At 37.6% G+C, this 15,990-nt stretch carries 18 protein-coding genes; 4 read left to right on the top strand and 14 right to left on the bottom strand.

Annotated features, from left to right (window positions below):
* Window positions 1-33: 33 nt before the first annotated feature.
* The 12 genes from ureC to H131_RS10970 form a co-directional block, all read right to left on the bottom strand.
* Window positions 34-1,749: an urease subunit alpha gene (gene ureC, locus H131_RS11025; RefSeq protein WP_010859214.1), complete on the bottom strand. Its 1,716-nt coding sequence runs from the start codon at window positions 1,747-1,749 to the stop codon at window positions 34-36.
* A complete protein-coding gene (locus H131_RS11020; RefSeq protein WP_010859213.1) occupies window positions 1,746-2,114 on the bottom strand; it encodes an urease subunit beta in 369 nt (122 codons plus the stop codon). The genes ureC and H131_RS11020 overlap by 4 nt, the downstream gene beginning before the upstream one ends.
* A gap of 16 nt (window positions 2,115-2,130) precedes the next feature.
* Entirely contained in the window at window positions 2,131-2,433 is a 303-nt protein-coding gene (gene ureA, locus H131_RS11015; RefSeq protein ID WP_010859212.1) for an urease subunit gamma, read from the bottom strand.
* 509 nt (window positions 2,434-2,942) lie between these two features.
* A complete protein-coding gene (locus H131_RS11010; RefSeq protein WP_010859211.1) occupies window positions 2,943-4,184 on the bottom strand; it encodes a methyl-accepting chemotaxis protein in 1,242 nt (413 codons plus the stop codon).
* Between the two features lie 241 nt (window positions 4,185-4,425).
* Window positions 4,426-4,716: a PAS domain S-box protein gene (locus H131_RS11005; protein WP_010859210.1), complete on the bottom strand. Its 291-nt coding sequence runs from the start codon at window positions 4,714-4,716 to the stop codon at window positions 4,426-4,428.
* A gap of 377 nt (window positions 4,717-5,093) precedes the next feature.
* Window positions 5,094-6,512 carry an aspartate ammonia-lyase gene (gene aspA / locus H131_RS11000; RefSeq protein ID WP_010859209.1) on the bottom strand — a complete coding sequence of 473 codons (1,419 nt, stop codon included), beginning with the start codon at window positions 6,510-6,512 and terminating at the stop codon, window positions 5,094-5,096.
* A 149-nt stretch (window positions 6,513-6,661) separates the two neighbouring features.
* Window positions 6,662-7,291: an NAD(P)-dependent oxidoreductase gene (locus H131_RS10995; protein ID WP_010859208.1), complete on the bottom strand. Its 630-nt coding sequence runs from the start codon at window positions 7,289-7,291 to the stop codon at window positions 6,662-6,664.
* Window positions 7,292-7,364: 73 nt separating this feature from the next.
* The gene (locus tag H131_RS10990; protein WP_010859207.1) at window positions 7,365-7,775 is read right to left on the bottom strand and encodes an Rrf2 family transcriptional regulator; all 411 of its coding nucleotides are present in this window, start codon (window positions 7,773-7,775) and stop codon (window positions 7,365-7,367) included.
* A gap of 149 nt (window positions 7,776-7,924) precedes the next feature.
* Complete coding sequence (locus H131_RS10985; protein WP_010859206.1) at window positions 7,925-8,131, bottom strand: hypothetical protein; 207 nt, start codon at window positions 8,129-8,131, stop codon at window positions 7,925-7,927.
* A 55-nt stretch (window positions 8,132-8,186) separates the two neighbouring features.
* Entirely contained in the window at window positions 8,187-8,393 is a 207-nt protein-coding gene (locus tag H131_RS10980; RefSeq protein ID WP_036130132.1) for a hypothetical protein, read from the bottom strand.
* A gap of 198 nt (window positions 8,394-8,591) precedes the next feature.
* A complete protein-coding gene (locus tag H131_RS10975) occupies window positions 8,592-9,569 on the bottom strand; it encodes a thymidylate synthase (protein WP_010859204.1) in 978 nt (325 codons plus the stop codon).
* Between the two features lie 169 nt (window positions 9,570-9,738).
* Complete coding sequence (locus H131_RS10970; RefSeq protein WP_010859203.1) at window positions 9,739-10,659, bottom strand: hypothetical protein; 921 nt, start codon at window positions 10,657-10,659, stop codon at window positions 9,739-9,741.
* A 213-nt stretch (window positions 10,660-10,872) separates the two neighbouring features.
* On the opposite strand from H131_RS10970, the gene H131_RS25355 reads away from it, so the two are divergent.
* From H131_RS25355 to H131_RS10955, 4 genes are all read left to right on the top strand, one after another.
* Window positions 10,873-11,439, top strand: coding sequence for a hypothetical protein (locus H131_RS25355; protein ID WP_230491838.1), 567 nt, complete (start codon window positions 10,873-10,875; stop codon window positions 11,437-11,439).
* Between the two features lie 117 nt (window positions 11,440-11,556).
* On the top strand, window positions 11,557-13,068 hold the full coding sequence (locus H131_RS10965; protein ID WP_230491837.1) for a sensor histidine kinase: 1,512 nt from the start codon (window positions 11,557-11,559) through the stop codon (window positions 13,066-13,068).
* On the top strand, window positions 13,061-13,687 hold the full coding sequence (locus H131_RS10960; protein WP_010859202.1) for a response regulator transcription factor: 627 nt from the start codon (window positions 13,061-13,063) through the stop codon (window positions 13,685-13,687). The genes H131_RS10965 and H131_RS10960 overlap by 8 nt, the downstream gene beginning before the upstream one ends.
* Before the next feature lie 355 nt (window positions 13,688-14,042).
* A complete protein-coding gene (locus H131_RS10955) occupies window positions 14,043-14,243 on the top strand; it encodes a cold-shock protein (RefSeq protein WP_010859201.1) in 201 nt (66 codons plus the stop codon).
* 71 nt (window positions 14,244-14,314) lie between these two features.
* Here the strand turns inward: H131_RS10955 and H131_RS10950 are convergent, their stop codons facing one another.
* Window positions 14,315-14,743, bottom strand: a complete 429-nt coding sequence (locus H131_RS10950) for a hypothetical protein (RefSeq protein WP_010859200.1) — start codon at window positions 14,741-14,743, stop codon at window positions 14,315-14,317.
* Between the two features lie 22 nt (window positions 14,744-14,765).
* Complete coding sequence (gene ccsB, locus H131_RS10945) at window positions 14,766-15,941, bottom strand: c-type cytochrome biogenesis protein CcsB (protein WP_010859199.1); 1,176 nt, start codon at window positions 15,939-15,941, stop codon at window positions 14,766-14,768.
* Window positions 15,942-15,990: the final 49 nt, after the last annotated feature.

The following is a 15,990-nucleotide window of genomic DNA, read 5'->3' as shown; positions in this document are numbered from 1 at the left end:
CAATTAATTAACGTAAAAATCACCACAAAATAGTTAGAATAAGAAATATCTTTGCGCCATCGGCAATACATCTACTGGCTCACAAGTCGCTAATTCATCATCGATTTTCACTTCATACGTTTCTGGGTTTACATCAATGTGCGGTGTCGCGTTGTTATGTTTCATATCTGCTTTACCAATATTTCGACAATTTTTCACTGTACCGATTTGTCGTTTTAAAGCTAATTTCTCCGGTAATCCTTCTTCAACTGCAATCTTTGGCAAAAATGTCATCGCACAATTTTGAGGACCTTGTCCATAGAAGCCAAACGTCTGACGACCTTTCATAGGTTGTGGCGTCGGAATTGACGCATTGGGATCACCTGTAATGGCATAAACTGCAATACCACCTTTAATAACAACTTCTGCTTTTACACCGAAAAATGCTGGGTCCCACAGAACGATATCTGCTAGTTTACCTTCTTCCAAAGAACCAACCTCATGGCTAATACCGTGCGCAATCGCTGGATTTATGTTCAGTTTTGCCATATAGCGTTTCACGCGGTAATTATCGTTATCTTTGCCTTCATCCTGTGGCAATGGACCACGTTGTTTTTTCATTTTGTCTGCTGTTTGGAACGTACGTAATGTGACTTCCCCCACACGCCCCATCGCTTGAGAATCGGATGACATAATACTTAAAATACCCAGATCCTGCATAATATCTTCCGCCGCAATTGTTTCCGGACGAATACGAGAATCCGCAAATGCCACATCTTCAGGAACATCATGCTTTAAGTGATGACATACCATGAGCATATCTAAATGTTCGTCAATCGTATTGGTAGTAAATGGTTTCGTTGGATTTGTCGATGCTGGCAAAATATTAGGTAACGAGGCCATCACTAACTGGTCTGGCGCATGGCCGCCACCAGCACCCTCCGTATGGAAAATGTGTATAACACGACCATTGATTGCGTTAATGGTATCTTCTACAAAGCCTGCCTCATTCAATGTATCTGAGTGTAATGCAACTTGAATGTCATACTCATCCGCTACAGTTAAGCTTTGGTCAAGAGCTGCAGGTGTTGCACCCCAATCTTCATGTATTTTCATACCAATTGCCCCAGCACGAACTTGCTCAATAATCGGTTCAGGGTCAGAGGCACTCCCCTTTCCTAATAGCCCAACGTTTATTGGTAAACTTTCGACAGCTTGCAACATCCTATGTAAATGCCATTCACCAGCAGTTAAGCTTGTCGCTTTAGAGCCAGCAGCTGGTCCTGTTCCACCACCAATAAATGTTGTTGTACCAGCAAATAAAGCCGTTTCCACCTGATCTGGACTGATGAAATGAATATGTGTGTCGATAGCACCAGCTGTAGCAATTAAGCCCTCTCCTGCATAAACTTCTGTACCAACACCAATGATCATGTCCTGGTCAACACCGTCCATCCCATTCGGGTTTCCAGCTTTGCCAATACCGATAATTCGACCGTCTTTAATGCCGATATCCGCCTTTACTATACCGGTATAATCAATAATCATTACATTTGTAATGACTGTATCTAGCACGCCATCACTTCTTTTGTTATTACCATTTTGCCCCATAGATACACGAAGTGATTTTCCACCTCCGAAAACTCCTTCGTCACCATAAGATGTATAGTCCTTTTCTATTTCAATCCAAAGTTCTGTATCCGCTAAACGAACCTTGTCTCCAACAGTAGGTCCAAACATTTTTGCATATGCTTCATGCGTTACCTTCACTTGTCTTCAGCTCCTTTAAAGCCACCTTCAATCGCTTTGTCTAAAATTTCGTCCTTATTATGTGTTGAACCCTCTGTTAATTTATTTAATCCAAAAATATGACGTTTGCCACCAAATTCAACGAGTTCAACTTCTTTTTCCTCACCTGGTTCAAAGCGAACCGCTGTACCTGAAGGAATATTTAAATGCATACCAATAGCTTCTTGTCTATCAAACTCTAAAAATCTATTCACTTCTATAAAATGAAAATGTGAACCAACCTGAATCGGGCGATCTCCTGTATTCGCTACAATTACAGTTTTAGTAGCGCGCCCTACATTCATTTCGATTTCGCCTTGTGCTGGCCTAATTTCTCCAGGAATCATAATGCAAATACCCCCTTTACTGTATTGGACGGTGAACTGTTACAAGTTTCGTACCATCTGGGAATGTACACTCAACTTGAACATCCGAAATCATGTCACCGACGCCTTCCATTACATCTTCTGCTGTGAGTACTTGTTTTGCATCACTCATTAGCTGAGCAACGGTTTTTCCATCTCGAGCACCCTCCATAATATAACTACTAATCAGTGCTACTGATTCAGGGTAATTTAACTTTAATCCACGCGCTTTTCTTTTCAGCGCAAGTTCTCCTGCCAAATGGAGTAGTAGCTTTTCTTGTTCCACTTGTGATAGCTTCAATTCAATCTCTCTCTTTCTTAAATCTGAATTTTCCAACTGTTTTATTCCATTTCAATAAAACAGGTTCCAGCATTCTTACTTTATTAACTTTTAGTTTGGTCTAACAATTTAGATTTCGCAAGGACAAGCGAATAAGACAAAGAATTGACGATTTGACCCGGCAGACGCGGGTTGCAAAGTGTGAGGTGAAATATTAGAGGTAACAGCTAACCTATTATAAGAAACTAATTCAAAAAATTCAACATTTATATTACTCTGTCAATTTATAAATTTAGCGAATGAAAAATAAAAAAGGGCCTATTTTGCAGAAGAATGGACTTCTCTCAAAATAGACCTTATCATTATTGCTGCAAAACCCCTCAACAATCAACGTAAAAAGCAGTATTATACTAGATATTAAACTGCTCACACACGCTCTCAAAACTTTACTTTTTTTCAATTACACTACATTCGCTAACCAACCATTGTTTAATAACCTGCCCAGTTAGATAGCTTCACATTTGCGCAATTTAGCTGAATTGTTGGGTAAGTTTTTGTAAATTTTCTGCCTGCACACTTAACTCCTTAGTTACAGTATTTACGGCCTGCATCGAAGCACTTTGTTCATCAACTGATTGTAAGATTACGCCCGTATAATCAGATAATTTATCCATACCGCTTGCGATATTCGTCACTAAATTAGTTACGACATTGGCACTACCAGATAATTCTTCTGCTGTTGCTGAAATTTCCTCAAGCTGATTTGTCATTTTGCTTACATGTTGTGAAATTGTTCCGAAAGACTGCGTCGCTTCATCAATAACATAAACACCCTGCTGTACATTTTTTAAGTCTTCTTCAACAGAACTAGCAACTTGTTTTGTATCGTTTTCAATCGCTACAACTAATTCCACAATTTCACTTGCAGATTGTTTCGATTGCTCAGCTAATTTACGAACTTCTTCAGCAACTACCGCAAAGCCTTTACCGTGTTCTCCTGCCCGTGCTGCTTCAATCGCCGCATTCAATGCTAGTAAATTCGTTTGATCTGTAATATCGGTAATCATGGCTGTCATGGATATAATATCCGTCATTTTTTCTGTCAGTTGTTGCATTAAACCACTTGTTTTTTCAGTAGAAGTTGAGATAAATTGCATTTGATTTTTCGCGATATTTAAGATTTGCACACCATTACCTGCAATTTCGTTAGCTCCTTTTGCATGGTCAAAGACATCCTGAGTAGCTTGCGTAATACGTTCCACTCCTTTAGCAGTTTCAAGCATAGAAATAGCACTTTCATTGGCAGACTGTGCCACTCGTTTAAGTGCGTCTGTAGTTTTTTCCATTTGTTGGTCTACTTCATCTACTGCAATAGTAATTTCATTTGTGCTTGCTGATAGTTCCTCCATGCTAGCAGATAGATCTGTAGAACTATTGGCCACTTTCTGCGTCATTGTATGTATCTGCTCTTTCATAATAAAAAATGCATTTGCTAAATCTGCAATTTCATCTTTGGATTTTACTTGTAAAGGTTTCACTTGTAAGTTGCCATCTGCTATCGTTTGAGCAGCTATGGACAGCTGTTTAAGGGGTGTAGTAATTTTGTATTTCACATAAAGAATGTAGGACGATGTAATAGCTATTCCTACAAAAGTTAATACCGTAGATAGCCATGCTAATGATGTTAAATTTGTTAAATCTATAATTAAAAGCATGATCATTACTACATTTAATACAGAAAAGCCAAGAATACTTTTTTTGCTTAAACTCATCCGAAGTCCCTCCAAATATATTATTCCGACGTTGTCATTATAGTTTAATTTTCCCAAAAAACATAGCGAAAGGCACTACTTTTGTATAGTGATACATATAGTCTACTTCGTAGTCATTTCTCTCCGCTACGGCGGACGCTTTCCGCGGGCACGGCTCTGTAATATCAGTTGCAATCTTTAAAACTGCTGTCACTTTATCCTCAGTATTGACGATAGGGATGTAAGTTGCTTCAAGCCAAATCTAATTTCCTCTTTTTCCTATTCTTTGTATTTTCTCCTGAAACTTCTTCCCTTTGTTTAAGTTACTCCATAGTTCTGTATACTTTATACTTGTTTGAAATTCGTCAGCACATAATTCTTTATGATGCATTTGTTGTAGTTCTTTTATGGAATAACCTACCGCACTTGCAAAATGCTCATTTACCCAAAGTATATTCCCTTCCGTATCGAATTCAATCATGGCTAGATTAACGTCCAAAGCATACAATACATCATTCGGATCTAGTACTTGAGTACTTATGTTATCAACCACTTTAAAACTCCTTTTTTACTAGTAATTATTTTTTCCATAAAGTCCATAGTTTCATACATTACACGACTTTCACTTATCACTTTATGTAAGGTTTTTAGAAAATAATAAAAACTTTACTAGCAAATAGAATGAATGATATGTAGAAAGAAACGTAGATATTTAAACACGTTTTAAATCTTCCCTTTCCTCTTCATCATGCTAAATTAAAAAAGCTCAGAAATTATTCAGTTCAAAAACTTACTTTTTTTCGCATATAAAAAAGCACCTCCAAAAGAACAGTTTTGGTATCTTCTACCGAAGTTCTTTTAAAGATGCTTTTTTTGTTGTCTAACTGTGTGAATGAAGTTCACAAGAAACAAATGTTTGTGATACAGGTATTATTTTAATTTCATGATGCTTGCACCAGCAATACCTGGATGTGTCATTTCATATGGATCTAAAATTAAATCTAATTGCTCCGTCGTTAAAACGCCTGCCTCGACGCAAAGCTCACGAATAGAACGGCCAGATAAAATTGCCTCACGTGCAAGGCGCGCTGCAATCTCATAACCGATATGAGGGTTTACCGCTGTTAATACACCAACACTCTTTTCAACGTATTCTTTCATGCGTTCTTCGTTCGCTTCAATATCCTTCAAGCAGTTTTCCGTAAATGCACGGAACACATTATTCATAATACTAATAGATTGGATCAGGTTAAAGACTAACACAGGTTCCATTACATTTAACTCTAACTGACCCGCTTCAGAAGCAAGGCAAATCGTTTGGTCATTTCCGATAACTTGGAATGCTACCTGATTAAGCACCTCTGGCATAACTGGATTTACCTTACCAGGCATAATCGAAGAACCAGGTTGACGAGCTGGTAAAATAATTTCGCCTAAACCAGCACGAGGTCCTGATGCCATTAAACGAAGGTCATTGGAGATTTTAGAAATATTAATCATACAAATTTTTAGTGCGCCAGACACTTCAGTATATGCATCTGTATTTTGCGTAGCATCCACTAAATGTGTAGCCCCTTGAAGTGGTAAACCAGAAATTTCAGCAAGATGCTGATCTACTGACTTAATATAATCAGGGAATGCGTTTAATCCTGTTCCTACAGCAGTTGCCCCCATATTTACATCGTATAGATTTGGACGTGTTTGACGGATACGCTGAATATCGCGATTGATAACACGGCAATATGCTTCAAACTCTTGACCTAAACGGATCGGTACAGCATCTTGTAAATGCGTACGGCCCATTTTAATCACATGTGCAAATTGTTCGGCTTTTTGGTGGAACACTGCTTGCATGTCCTCCATTGTAACTAAAAGCTCATCCACTAAATGTAATACGGCAATATGAATCGCCGTTGGGAATGCATCATTTGTCGACTGGGACATATTGACATGACTATTCGGGCTAATCGATTGATAGTCCCCTTTTTCTTTCCCCATAATCTCTAGTGCACGATTCGCAATCACTTCATTAGCATTCATATTAATCGATGTACCCGCACCGCCTTGGATTGGGTCTACGATAAATTCACTATTCCATTTACCATCAATTACTTCTTGTGCTGCTTCGACAATTGCTTCACCAATGTCCTTTGATAGCAGGTGTACCTCCATATTGCCTAATGCAGCTGCTTTTTTCACAATTCCCATTGCTTTAATAAGTGCTGGATGGATTGTATAGCCTGTTATCGGGAAGTTTTCCGTTGCTCGAAGTGTTTGAATCCCGTAATAGGCACTGCTTGGTAAGGTACGTTCACCTAAAAAATCTTTTTCAATACGTACTGTGGACATTATTGTCGACTCCTTTTATGTATACTCACACTGATAGTAGCTAATTAATGACCGATTGTAAACAGTCAATTTTCTGTAAAAGAAGAATTTTTTGTTGATGGCCAAGAAAAACTAAAAACCGAGCGCTATTTATACGCTCGGATTAATCATTATTTATTTGAAGTAACTGTAAAGCGACTATTTACATGCTGTGGGCTTTCGATTTCATCTACTAACGCAATTGCATAATCACTATAGCTGACATAGCTTTCTCCTGCGGCATTCACTAATAGATGATCAATGCCAACTGTATAACTACCTGTACGTGGACCTTGTGGGTCGAAGAATGCAGATGGGCTTAAGAATGTCCATGTAATTTTTGACGCTTGTAAATCTTTTAAGTTTTCCCCTTGATTTTTTGCAGTGGCAAGGAACATCTCTGGGAAGTCTGGTGTATCCATTACTCGTACAGTTTTTTCTGGATCAACAAACAGGCTTCCTGCACCACCGACAACGACTAATTTTGTCGCAATGCCAGTAAAAATAGCAATTAAGTGACGACCCACTTTTACATGTAGATCCTCTTGTCCAAAAGGAGCACCAAACGCATTTACGACAACGTCAAAACCTTTCACATCTTCTTGAGATAGCTCAAAAACTTCTTTTTCAATGACAGCAATATCAGCCGTCACTTTTGAGGCAGAGCGTACAATTGCAGTTACATCGTGACCGCGTTGTAATGCTTCCTCAACAATTTTTTGTCCTGCTTTTCCTGTTGCACCAATTACAGCAATTTTCATCTTAAATTCCTCCTACAGATTAGTTGTAACGAAATAAGTTACAGGTTGGATACAGTAAGATCGACCTCGTTTGTTAACGAAGCTGATCTAGCACATCCTGTAAAGTCTGTGCTTGTAACTGTTCTTCCATTGCATCCCAAACAGATGTATAAACACCCTCCAAAGTGCGTTGAATTTTACGCCCAACCGTACAATCTGGATTCGGCTCATCGTGAATAGCAAAAAGCTGCTCAGGCCCATCAATCGCATGGTAAATCGTTAGTAATGACAAATCCTTAGGTTCAACTAAAAGCTCGTAGCCTGCTAAACCTGATTGTGAAGTGAGCAAGCCTGCTTTTTTCAGTTTGCCAATCATACGACGAACGACAACTGGATTTGTATTCACACTACCTGCGATAAAATCTGATGAAAGCTGGCTTTTATCTGAAGTTGTTGCAATGAGCGAAAGTATATGGATTGCTACCGAAAATCGACTGTTCACCATATGTATCACCACCTGTTGTAACTATTATAGTTACAGGTTTAGAAAATAGCAAATACTTTGCTTCCTATCCCTGTACAAAATTAGTCTTTTATATACTATAAACTAAACATTTACTAATAAACATGGAGAATTTATAATTATTGCTGCATTTATATTTTCGAAACGTAAATAACTAACTCTTGTCTTATTTCACCGTTTTCTTCATAAAAATCCAAGTTATGAAATTCATATTTAAAATGCCCCATTGGAAAAGTGACGCTCTCTCCTTGTGCCGCAGACAATATTCCAGCCACATCATGCGACACCATTTGTAAAAGTTCTGTACCAGATAACGTTTCAACAAATACCACATTCATCAAAAAAACACCTCCTTAGCCATTATAGCTTAGAAGGCGCTTACATTTACAGCGTTTATTTTTGGCGATTGAGGCGAATCTCTTCAATTACCTGCATCATTTTTTGTACTTGCTCCTGCGAGAGTTCAGTTGAGATGTGTGATAAGTCACATTGTTTGTGTAAAATATCCAATTTTTCTTGCGGAGGTGCTTCGAGTGTCTTTTCCCTCAGTTTCTGTCCCCCTCCGCCCCCTTCTATCGGGTACTTTAAAATTTCTCTCACCACAATCACCTCTGCACATTTAGTTGGAAAAACAGCCTATAAATACCATATACAATATTAAAATCAATCATTCAACATAGCATCGGCCAACTAGCCTATTTTAGAAAAAGATTATTTCGACCTAGGATTTTCTACCTTAGATTGATTTTTAAAATATATTTTTAAAAAAGCAGCAACCTTTTCGGCTGCTGCTTTTAGCTATACGGCAATCGGCGCTTTAATCGCTGGATGTGGGTCATAGCCCTCGAGTGAAAGATCTTCAAGTTCCATTTCAAAAATTGACGTTTTATTTGGATTTATTTTTAAGGTTGGTAGGTCCTTAGGCTCGCGTGATAGCTGTTCTTGCACTTGCTCCACGTGATTTGCATAAATATGTGCATCGCCTATACTATGAATAAATTCGCCAACTTCAAGCCCACATTCATGCGCAATTAGATGCGTAAGTAATGCGTAGGAAGCTATATTAAACGGACAGCCAAGTAAAGTATCCAGACTTCGTTGCATTAACTGACAACTCAGCTTTCCATTTGCGACATAAAATTGGAACATGACATGACAAGGAGGTAGTGCAGCTTTACTGCCTTTCGCTCCGGCATTAATGACATCTTCAGGGTTCCAAGCATTCACAATGATACGACGCGAATCTGGATTGTGCTTAATCTGATGAATAACATCTTGCAGTTGGTCTAAGCTTTCTCCGGTTGATGTTGTCCAATGACGCCACTGCTTACCATAAACATTGCCAAGTTCCCCATATTTGCTAGCAAATTCATCATCAGTTAGTACACGTTCACAAAATGATGCTAGCTCAGCTTGATAACTAGCGTTAAAAGCTTCATCTACTAAGCAGCGACGACCGAAATCTGTCATATCAGGACCAGAATATTCATCTGATTGTACCCATTTTTTAAAGGCCCATTCATCCCAAATATGATTGTTATTCTGTAAGAGATAGCGGATATTAGTATCTCCTTTAATGAACCAAAGAAGCTCACTTGCAACAAGTTTAAACGGCACCCGTTTTGTCGTTAGAAGTGGAAAGCCCCCATTTAAATCAAAGCGCATTTGATAGCCAAATACACTGTATGTACCGGTTCCCGTACGATCTTCCTTTTTTACACCGTTCTCTAATATATGTTGTAATAAATTTAAATACGCAGTTTCTGGATGCGTCATTACTGTCAACAGCTCCTTCAAGTATGCTGTTGACCATTATACCATCAAAAATGACATTTGAACGCCAAAAAGGAAAAAACAGTGTACAGCTTATTCCTGTTAATATTGGGAAATATCAATACTTGAAACGTCATTTTCTCGCATATAATTACTATTAATTTTCGTTTAATCACATACCCGTGCCCAACGAATTATTGCGTAATTCCTTAGAAATTTCATGCTCAGTCGTTACAAAGAACATAGGTAAAACAATAATATTAAGTAAAATTGGTCCAGCAATAAATAACAAATCAATTCCTGGGTTAAAATAGAGCCCAAATGCTGTCAGCAGTCCCGACATCACTAGAAACACAATTTGAGCTATTATAATCATTAACGGCATGATTTGGTACATATAATTAAGCTTTCTAAACTGATGCATCTCCTCTGGACGCTGGAGGATTCGTTTTTTTAAGCGCCTCGCAAACAACAGACAAGTTGCCACTTGCCATAATATGAAACTAAAATAGATGACACTATAAAGTATCATTTGTCCTTTAACGATGGACCCATCCAAATGACCAACACGTTGCTGTAATAGCTCGTTGACGGCACCCTCAAACACATATTCACGCTCACTTAAAAATGTAAATGGCTGAACAAATCCGAGCGATGCCCATTCCGTAGCATTGACCTGCCAATTTGTCAATTTACTTGCCATGATTCGTAATTGTATGTTCTCCTCTTCACCAAACATTCCCACTAAAATACTGTATGGTATAGCTATCTTTAGTTGTCCATTTTGCTTCTTTTGAAATAAATCCTCAATGAAAAATGTATAGGCTACATTCGATTGATTTGTTTCATAATGAACCTTCTCTACCTTCCAATGTCTGGATAAGGAACCTTCTAAGTAATCCTTCATTTCAAAATAAGTAGTATCATTATGTAAATGTTTTGGAATCTTGTAGACAAAATGATTATCGACACCAATAATGCAAATATCTACTTCTACAGCATCTGTCTTCCATGTTTCGGCTGTTGATGTCATAGGATACGCCATCATAGCAACTAGAAATAACAGGATAAATGACAGTTTGCATGTTCCCACACTACGCCCCCTCCCCGCCGCGTTTGTTATGTTCACACTAGCATATATTTGACCGAAAACACTATTTCGTCATTCCGAAAAAATGCTAGTGGTTTTCCGAAAGTATCCATTTCGGTCTTCCAAAAATACCAATAATTCCGCATAATATATAAAATACATTTTTAAGAAATGAGACATGATCATGATTTTATTAAACATTAAAGAGCGATGTACATGAGTAAATTAACATACAGTATTTTCATCACATACCTACTTCTTGGCATTTATGTACTTGTCATTGCTATCCAAACACCGTTCATTGGCATCGCTATTGATACAACTAGTGGTCAACCTGTCATTGTAAAATCTTATTATCCAGATTGGGCACAACAACAAAACATCGAAAAAGGTGACATCCTAGTTACTATCGACCAGCAACTTGCTGAAGAAAAAATAATGATGGGAAAACCTCATACATTGAGAAGTGCGCATGAGTTAACCATTTTGAAGGCTGATGGGTTCGTTCATTCTATTCCAGTCAAGCATACAGATATGCCAGAAGAGCTGTTTATACATATTGTTTTTCCCTTATTATATTTTGCGCTGTCCTTTGGCGTGGCTATCTATTTATGGAAACGTAATAGAGAAAATCAACTCACGAACCTACTTATACTATTTTTATTAACGTGTTCTTTAGCCTATACAAGTATTGGAGCCTCTGGCAGAGAGGACTTACTTGGCAAGATGGTCATGGGCCATTGTATTGTATTATGCTTCGTAGTATTCATTCATTTTTTGTAACATTATTACTATTTTCTACATATAAAATGGCCGTTTTTTCATGCGAAATGGCTCTATTTACTACCTATACTCATTACATGCTGTTATTTTTTGGAAATGTATGATTCTCGTTTCAAAATGATAACACCAATTGTGATTCTAGGTTTGTTTGGTATACTTGTTCTTTCTGCGATTTGTATTTTAATAACTGGCTATTTACGGACACACTCAGCAAAAATACGATTAATTGCCATTGCATTAATCGTTCCTTTCCTACCTTTTTTATTTTTATTTGTCATTCCGGAAATTTTTCGCTATACGCCGATTTTACAAGCAGAATTCAGTGCATTATTTTTATTGTTCATACCTTTCTCTTTTGTTTTCATTCAGGTAAATGAGCGCTTATTTGATATTGAGTACCAATTATCTCGCTTGCGCTATTACTGTGCACTTGCATTTTTCAGTGCATTTGTCATAACGCTAGGCCTGTCGATATTTTTAGTGAACCACCTTTCAATCACTTTGCTTACAGCTATCTTTGTTCTTGTTTTTTTAGTAAATATCGCTAGTTTCTATTTGAAAGAGCAACTCGATTTCAAGCATCGAAAAGTGATATTTTCGTCAAATGGAGATTATGTTCATAGTTTATATGCAGCGGTCAATCGAATGGGCAATGCAAAAAATCAACAGGATTTACTGGCCCGCTTCACGTATGAAATTACTGAAAAACTTGGCACAACCGCTTTTACGATTGAAACAATTACAGAAGATGTTTCATTAGCACGTGGTGAAGTTAATGCAAGAGACCAAAAGACACAGCTACTTATATATGATTCTGCGGATGAAAAAATCGTATTATTGATTAGCCATACACTGCAAAAAGAAGAGCTACTATGGTTGGAATTACTTGCACTCTACGTTTCTATGCTTATCGATAGTTTAAAGCTCATAGAGGATTTAGTGCTTGAAATACAGCATATGAAAGTGACCAATAATACACCCTTACCTTGGCTTGATAAGTTATTATGGAATATTATCGAGAAAGAAAAGAGTATATTAGCGCAGGAATTACACGACACTATTTTACAGGAGCAGCTCCATTTGGCCAGAGAGCTTGATGTACTAGCAGGCTCACCATCCATTAAAGGAGAAAAGGTGCGAGCTATCCGAGAGCAACTTCTTAATGCAGCCAAAGATTTACGAGAGTATTGTGAAAATTTAAGTCCTCCCCTACTTGATACGTTAGGTTTACACATTGCGCTAAAAAAACTTATACAAAAAGTAAATATTCGGGCTAATTTTTTACTGAATACACAAATAGAACGTGTCCATTTCCAAGATTTATCGTTACATTTAGTTGTATACCGTCTTGTTCAGGAGCTATTCAATAACGCTATTAAACACGCTGAAGCTACAGAAGTTTCTCTGAGACTACTTGCATTAGATCGTGGTTTTGTTTTGCAATACGATGATAACGGCATCGGCTGTAATATCGAAGCTTTAATGCAATCTTCTGCTTCCATGGGCATCAACGGTATTCGTGAACGTGTTCGCGCCTTTAATGGTGACATGACCATAACCTCCAAGGAAAATGAAGGCATGCATATCTATATTAAAATACAAGAAGAAGGCGAAAACATACATGATTAACATACTTATTATAGATGATCATCCGGTTGTGTTAGACGGCACAAAAACATTATTACAGGACTTAGTAAATGTACAAATCACAACAGAGCAAAACAGTGCTGCCGTACTTTCAAGAATGGACACGCAAACATTTCAACTCTTTTTAATTGATATTAATATGAAGCCTCTGAATGGCATCCAACTTTCAGAGATGATTAAGAAAAAACAACCTGAAGCGGTTATTTTGCTCTATACAGGCTACGAACTTGCTGATTATTACGAGCTACTCGTCGAAAAAAAAGTAGATGGGCTTTTATCGAAGCTTGCAACAAAAGAACAAGTTATTCAAACCATTCAGGCTGCACTTCGAGGGGAAATTTTATTGTCCGCCGACTTTTTAGATTTCGTGCAACGTCGCTCGCATCATCAAAATGTGCAGCAGGAGGTATTACTGAGCGACAAAGAACAAGAAATTTTACAACTTGTAGCACAAGGTTGCACCAATAAGGCCATTGCCTCAGCGATTGGTGTGACACAACGTACGGTTGAGAATTATTTATCTAAACTCTTTGTAAGACTCCATGTCGAATCACGTGCCGAAGCAGTAATTGTCGCCAAGGAAAAAGCATGGATTGACTGATTACCTAAAAAAATGAATGCTATCGAAATAAATTTTATGAAGCGATTTTTATTAGTTGATCATTTTTAACTTTGGATGGATGGAAAATGGCACAATAATCCCCTCTTTTTTAGTAAGTTTTTTCAATATTATACTTGTAAACAATCCCATGTAATTTTTTCTTACTAAAAAACGGAATATGCTGGATAAATGTATAAATCTGTTATATAATAAAAACAATAATTAAATTGCTTCATCGTAAACAATGAAATCACGCATTCAAAAGTGTCGTGTTCATGCGATCTTCTAGCTATGTGTTTTTTTATACTGAGTGAAGGAATATGATTGTTGAATTTAATTTTTGGAGGTTTTTCTAATGACACAAGGTACAGTAAAATGGTTTAACGCAGAAAAAGGTTTTGGCTTCATCGAAGTAGAAGGTGGAAACGATGTATTCGTACACTTCTCTGCTATCCAATCTGAAGGTTTCAAAACACTAGAAGAAGGTCAAAAAGTTGAATTCGGCGTTGAAGAAGGCAACCGTGGCCCTCAAGCTACAAACGTTGTGAAACTTTAATTCTCAATTTAGAATTAACAGTTCAAAATCCAAGAGACATCCACATGTTGTGGGTGTCTCTTTTATTGTTATCATCCCTGTACTACATCAGTATTTTGTACATGGTACAGTAAATTCAAAAAACCAATACAGAAGGGGTAGCTTATAAGTTGAGCTAATAGTATTAAACCTTGTACAGGTGCTGGCATGTCGCCCCGATTTGTAATCGGAAAAGCAATGGCGAATAGGATGAGAAATAATACTGCGTAAGGTAACCAAAGAAGCATTGTCCAATAATTTGCGCGCCTACACCCCAGCCATTTATAGGTCAATTTATACAGTAGCAAGCTGGCAGTAACGAAAGCCATTAGGTGTACGACCAACAATAAAGTATCTATAGTTTTGCTTTCCCAGCCCGTTAAACGCACAATACGATAAAAATTCAATTGCAATTCTATTAAGGTAAAAAACAAAAGTCCATAGAGAGCGCTTATTGCATTTATCTTAAAAAAATAGTTCATACCCCATTCCTCCTGCAATTAATTACGCATAAGAATGCAAACCAGCGATGACTAAATTAACAAATACTTGGTTAAAGACGATGATGCCAAAACCAATAATAGATAGCCATGCCGTTTTCTCCCCTTCCCAGCCCTTAGAGAGTCGAAAATGCAGAAAGGCTGCGTAATATAAAAATGTGATGAGCGCCCATACCTCTTTCGGGTCCCACCCCCAATATCGACTCCACGCGATTTGTGCCCAAATCATTGCAAATAATAATCCCCCAAGAGCAAACAAGGGAAACCCAATGACAACCGCCCTATATGAAATTTCGTCCATCAAGGCCGGCTGCACTCGGTTTGTTAAAGGCTTTAATAATACAGTAATTGGTTTTCTTGTGATAAGTCGAATGATACTATATAAAATAGTGCCTACAATAAATGCCCAGACGATTGAATTCAGCTTTTTCGCATCAACCGCATTAGTTATCTTCAAAAAGCCTATCGATTCCCCGTTTTCTGTCACAGTACCTTTATTGACGATTAGCGGCATCATTGTATAAACTACCTTTTCTTCCTTGCCTTGAACATTTTCAAATTGGACTGTTACTTCATCAGTCATTAAGTTAAAAACCGTGGAAACGCCAATAAAGCCAATGACAACAAGTAAACAATACATGACAAATTCCAAACCAAAGGTACTAATTGATCTCTTGGAAACATCCAAGGTTCTTAATAAGTAAATAATACCTGTTGCAAAGGAAATAGATAAAATCGCACTCGAAAAGGCAACGGTCATAACATGAATCGTTAGCCAGTTACTTTGCAATGAAGGCACAAGTGGTGTGACCTCTTTTGCAAACACACTACCATAGCCAATAATAATTAACGACACGGGAATCGTAAACAAGCCTACAACGATTTGTTTATACAAATAATGAATGAGCAGAAAACTACCAGTTAGCATAATGCCAAAAAACGTCATAAACTCATACATATTACTTACTGGTGCATGCTCGACAGCATTCCACCTTAAAATGAAATAGCCTAATTGTAAAACAAAAGCGATATATGTAAGGACCAGTCCCAGACGCTTAAATATTTTTCCTTTTGATTTCACAGCAAGCCCTAGCGGTAAAATGGCGATTAGTAGCAAGATGAATGCGATAAACAACGAATTGCTACTTAAACTCAAAATCTCTTCTGTACTCAATTTCATTTCCCCTAACATCCTTTTTTAGTAGAAGCTGTAAACTAACTTCTCCTAT

It is taken from the genome of Lysinibacillus sphaericus OT4b.31, from assembly GCF_000392615.1.
In the GTDB taxonomy this organism is placed as follows: Bacteria; Bacillota; Bacilli; order Bacillales_A; family Planococcaceae; genus Lysinibacillus; species Lysinibacillus sphaericus_B.
This window is presented reverse-complemented; position numbering and strand designations above follow the sequence as displayed.